This is a genomic window from uncultured Georgenia sp., assembly GCF_937958535.1.
Classification (GTDB): domain Bacteria; phylum Actinomycetota; class Actinomycetes; order Actinomycetales; family Actinomycetaceae; genus Oceanitalea.
The window spans coordinates 1-5,336 of sequence record NZ_CALGNQ010000091.1 but is presented as its reverse complement, the minus strand read 5'-3'; the positions used below and the strand labels follow the sequence as shown (position 1 = coordinate 5,336).

Annotated in this window: 4 protein-coding genes; all 4 read left to right on the top strand. The window is 74.6% G+C overall.

Going from position 1 to position 5,336, the window contains the following annotated elements:
• Positions 1 to 950 (top strand): FHA domain-containing protein (locus Q0195_RS05420; protein ID WP_299275612.1); only part of this gene is annotated, 950 nt, incomplete at its 5' end.
• Positions 947 to 2,455, top strand: a complete 1,509-nt coding sequence (locus Q0195_RS05415) for a serine/threonine-protein kinase (protein WP_299275611.1) — start codon at positions 947 to 949, stop codon at positions 2,453 to 2,455. The genes Q0195_RS05420 and Q0195_RS05415, both read left to right, overlap by 4 nt.
• A gap of 17 nt (positions 2,456 to 2,472) precedes the next feature.
• Entirely contained in the window at positions 2,473 to 3,177 is a 705-nt protein-coding gene (locus Q0195_RS05410) for a hypothetical protein (RefSeq protein ID WP_299275608.1), read from the top strand.
• A gap of 186 nt (positions 3,178 to 3,363) precedes the next feature.
• Positions 3,364 to 5,336, top strand: a 1,973-nt coding sequence (locus Q0195_RS05405; RefSeq protein ID WP_299275605.1) for an Ig-like domain-containing protein, incomplete at its 3' end; no start/stop codon positions are given.

The window sequence follows — 5,336 nt, the reverse complement described above, 5'->3', positions numbered from 1 at the left end:
CCGCGGGTGACCACGCGGCGGTGACCGCGGATGAGCCCGCGGCGGCGTCGGCCACAGCCGAGGCCCCACCCGCAGCCGGGACCGGCGCTGCCGCGGAGACCGCCGAGGAGGACCCGCAGGACTCCGACGACTACGACTTCCTCCTCTGGTCCACCGAGCAGCTGCGCTCGCACGAGGCCGCCCGGCAGCAGACCGCCGCGCCGGCCGCCGAGGAACCGGACCCGCCGGAGGACCTCGCCGCGACCGTCGCCCCGCCCGACACAGCTCCGGACACCGGCGCCCAGGACGTCCGCGGCTCGAGCGCCTCCGCCCCCGACGCTGTCGACCTCGAGGCCACCCGCGACCCCGAGCCGGACGAGGACTCCCTCCAGGCGCCGGCGGCCCCGTTCGCCCCGGGCCCCATCATCGACTCCGTCCCGGGACTGTCCCGGCCCGCCCGCCCGACCGCACCCGTCGGTCACCCGGTCGACCTGCCCCCGCCGGCCGCGGCCCTGGCGCCCGACGACGACGGCGACCACGACGGCCAGACCGTCGTCACCGCCGAGCTGCCGCACAGCGACGTCCCGATCGCCGCCGAGCCCGAGCAGCGCCGCACGGCACCGGGCCTCGAGCTCGTCCTGTCCACCGGCCCCCGGATCGAGATGGACCGCCCGGTGCTCCTCGGCCGGGCCCCTGAGGCCGGACGCTTCGCCGGCTCGGAGGTCCCGCGGCTGGTCAGCGTGGCCAACCCGGAGCGGGACATCTCCGCCACCCACGTCGAGGTCCGCCCCGCGGGCGGGCACGTCGTCGTCACCGACATGAACTCCACCAACGGCACCGTCCTCCACCTGCCCGACCAGCCACCGGTCCGTCTCCAGCCCGGCTCGGGTGTGCCGGTGGGCGCCGGCGCGGTCATCGAGCTCGGTGTCGGCGTCACGGTCACCGTCGCCCAGGTGGAGGGCGAGGAGTGAGCACCCGCCGTCAACCCGCCCCACCCCCCGAGCTGCCCGGCTACACCGCCGAGCGGCTGCTCGGTTCCGGCGGGTTCGCCGACGTCTACCTCTACACCCAGCACCTGCCCCGGCGGCAGGTCGCGATCAAGGTCCTCACCCACGAGGCCGCCGAGGGACAGTCCCGGGAGCAGTTCGTCGCCGAGGCGAACCTCATGGCCCAGCTGTCCACCCACTCCTCGATCGTCACGATCTACCACGCCGACACCGCGGCCGACGGGCGCCCCTACCTCGTCATGCAGTACTGCCCGCTGCCGAACCTCGCCGAGCGGGTCAAGGTGCGGCCGCTCGGTGTGCCCGAGGTGCTCGCGATCGGTGTGCGCCTGGCCGGTGCCGTCGAGACGGCCCACCGCGCCGGGATCGTCCACCGCGACATCAAGCCGGCGAACATCCTCACCACCGAGTACGGCCGCCCGGCCCTGACCGACTTCGGCATCGCCGGGCTCACCGGCGCGGCGGAGTCCGGTGGCGTGTCCCTCCCATGGGCCCCGCCGGAGGCCGTCGAGGGCCAGTCCGCGGGCGTCCCGGGCGACGTCTACTCCTTGGCCGCCACCCTCTACACGCTGCTCGCCGGCCGCTCCCCGTTCGCCCGGCCGGGAGCCAACTCCCGCCTCGACTTCACCATGCGGATCAAGCGGGACCCGGTCCCCCCGATCGGGCGCACCGACGTCCCGACCTCCCTCGAGGAGCTCCTTGCCCGGGCCATGGCGAAGAACCCGTCCGCCCGGCCGGCGAGCGCGCTCGAGCTGGCCCGGGCGCTCCAGGTGGTCGAGCAGGAGCTGCGGCTGGCGATGACGGACATCGAGGTGCCCGACACCTCGTGGCTCGCCCCCGCCTCGGCCTCGGCCGGCGCCGACGACGAGGGCCGCACCGTCGTCCGTGCCGTCACCGAGGTCGACCCCACCGGCGCTGCCCCGCCGCCCCGCCCCGAGGACGACGAGCCGCAGACCGTGCTGCGACCGGTCCGCGCGGCCGGCTGGGAGCCGGAGGACGACACCCGGAGCACGCTGGGCCGGGTCGTGGCAGCCGCCCCCGGCGAGGACGGGAGCAGCCCACCGCGGCGACGCCCCGGCCTGCGGGTCGCCCTGCTGGGCGCCGGCGCCGCCGTCCTCGTCGCGGGCGGGATCGTCGCCGCAGGTCAGCTGCGCGGGGACGCCGACCCCGAGCCCGCGCCCAGCTCCACGATCGGCACCGTCGTCATCCCCGACGTCGTGCCCAGCCCGGACGACCTGCGCGGGGAACGGGTCACCGAGGACCGGGTGGAGTTCACCTGGACGGTGCCCGACGACGCCGGTGACGTCACCTTCTCCTGGACCCGGACCGACAGTGGGAAGATCGAGGAGAGCCGGGCGGTGGCCGAGCCGCCGCTGACGATCTCGTCGAAGGGCCGGGTGTGCATCGAGCTACGGACGATCTCTGAGCAAGGACAGGTCTCGGCGGAGCCCGCCGCGGCCTGCGTCGAGTGAGAGGACTGACAGCACCCTTGTCTGGCACCCTGCAGCTGGAGTTCTGCGGCGAGTGGTTCCCCATCACGCCGGAGGAGCCGTTCTACATCGGACGCGAGAGCGCCCTGGAGATCGACGACAACCCCTACCTGCACCGCCGCTTCCTGCGCATCGCCCGCATCGACGACCTGTGGTGGATCGAGAACGTCGGCTCCCGCCTCTCCGCGACGCTGGCCGACAGCGACGGCAACACCCAGGCCTGGCTCGCGCCCGGCGCCCGGCTCCCGCTCGTCTACGCGGCCACGACGATCCTGTTCACCGCCGGCCCCACGACCTACGAGCTCACCCTCGTCAACCCGGAGCCGACGTTCGCGCCGGCGAAGGCGGAGCCGGTCCACGTCGGGGAGACGACGATCGGGCCGGTCTCCCTCACCCAGTCCCAGCACCTGCTCGTCCTGGCGCTGGCCGAGCCGGTGCTCTCCGGCCGGGGCAGCGCCGCCATCCCCACCTCCGCACAGGCCGCGGCCCGGCTCGGCTGGTCGCTGACGAAGTTCAACCGCAAGCTCGACAACGTCTGCGACAAGCTCCACCGCCACGGCGTGCGCGGCCTGCGCGGCGGTCCGCAGCAGCTGGCCGTCAACCGCCGCGCCCGGCTCGTCGAGCACGCCGTCGCCTGCCGGATCGTCAGCGCCGACCAGCTCCCGGCGCTCGACGAGGAGAAGGCCCGCAACACCGAGGCCTGAGCGGGCAGGGCAGTTCTCCCCATGGTGCAGGCGGGACCTTCCTCCCAGGGCTTGTTACGCTGCCAGGCGGTGCCGGGCAGTGCCCGCGCCGAGACCTGACACAAGAGAAGCTGGGACTGAGCTGTGCGAATCGGACGCGGGCGGGCTGACGAGGCAGCACCTCGACGCACACCCTCGGGCCGCCGGGTGGATGCGACGCGGTCGCGGCGCACCGACCCACGGCGCCGGCAGCGTGTCGTCAGCGCCGCCACCGTCGGCGTGCTGGGTGCCGGGCTCGTCGTCGCCGGTGTGCTCTACGACGGCGTCGCGACGGCCGACGTCGACCTCCACGACGGCGGGGTGTGGGTCACCAGCCAGGAGCACATGCGGCTGGGCCGGCTCAACAGCCAGGTGCAGCTGCTCGACGGCAGCCTCACCGCACGCAGCACGAGCTTCGATGTCCTGCAGGACGCCGGTGACGTCTTCCTGGTCGACGAGGGCGCCGGCCTGCTCCAGCAGGTCGACCCCGCCACGGTGACGACGACGACGGCGGTCTCGCTGCCCGGGCCGCGCCGGATCGAGCTCGGCGGGGACACCGTCGCCGTCCTCGACACGCGCAGCGGCCAGGTCCACACCGCCCCCGCCGGCGGCGTGGGCCGGCTCGCCGACGACGAGCTGCCCGCCGCCACGCGCCTCGGCGCCGAGGCCGCCATCGCCGTCGGCGTCGACGGCACCACCTACGGTGTCTCGCCCTCCGACGCCACCCTCGTCACCGTCCCGGCCGGCTTCGACCCCGAGGGGGAGGAGGAGCCGCACGTCGCCGACCTCGGGGTCGGGCCGGAACGGCTGGCCGACGCCGAGATCCAGGTCAGCGCGGTGGGGGAGGAGCCCGTCGTCCTGGTCCGGGACGAGCAGGACCGCGTCACCCTGCTGCGCCCCGGCACCGACCCGGTGGACCTCACCGGGCTCGCCGACACCGCCCAGGTCGAACTCCAGGCCCCGTCGGCGGCGGCGCGTGAGGTCGTCGTCGCCGCCCGCGACGGGATGCTGCGCGTCCCGCTCGGGCGCGGTGAACCCACCCTCGACCCGGTCTCCCAGCCGGGTACGCCGAGCGAGCCGGTCGTCGTCGCCGGCTGCAGCCACGGCGCCTGGGCCTCCGGCACCGGCGTGCACCAGGCACGCTGCGGCAACGGCGAGACCGTCGAGCAGCCGATCGACAAGTCACTGACCGACGCGCGGCTCGTCTTCCGCGTCAACCGCGACGTCGTCGTCCTCAACGACCTCGTCTCCGGGACGGTGTGGCTCGTCAAGGACGCGATGGAGATCGTCGAGAACTGGGACGACGTCATCCCGCCGCAGGACGCGAGCGACGACGAGGAGGAGTCCCAGCAGGAGGTCCAGGAGCAGCTCCCGCTCGACCGCGAGCAGGAGAACCGGCCGCCCGTCGCCCAGGACGACGACCTCGGCGTCCGTGCCGGCTCCACCACTGTGCTCGAGGTCCTCGCCAACGACTCCGACCCCGACGGCGACCTCCTCACCGTGACCGCCTTCGAGACCCCGCCCGAGGCCTTCGGCACCGTGCGCGCGATCATGGGCGGCCGCGCCCTGCAGATCGACGTCGCCGACGGGGCCGACGGGTCGGTCGCGCTGCGCTACACTGCCGGCGACGGCCGCGGGGGCGAGGACGAGGCCACCGCGCGCATCACGGTCGTCCCGACCGGCACCAACCGGCCGCCCGAGCTGCTGCGCCCGGTCACCCTGACCCTGGTCTCCGGCGCCACCGGGAGCGTCAACGTCCTCGACAGCGTCAGCGACCCCGACGGTGACGAGCTCGTCGTCGTCGGCGCCACCGCGACCACCGACGACATCGTCCGCTTCACCCCGGACGGCGCGGTCACCTTCGTCGACTCCGGCGTGGACCCCGGTCTCAAACCCGTCGTCGTCGAGGTCTACGACGGCACGGACGTCGCCGAGATCGAGCTCGGCGTCGACGTCCGGCCCGAGGGTGCGCTCCCACCGGTCCCCGTCCACGACTTCGTCACCGCGGTGGTCGGCGAGGAGACCGTCGTCGAGCCGCTGACCAACGACACCGACCCGGGCGGCGAGGCCGAGCCGCTGCGCCTGGCCGACGTCGAGCAGGTGGCCGGCGCGACCGTGGTACCCGACTACGACGCCGGCTC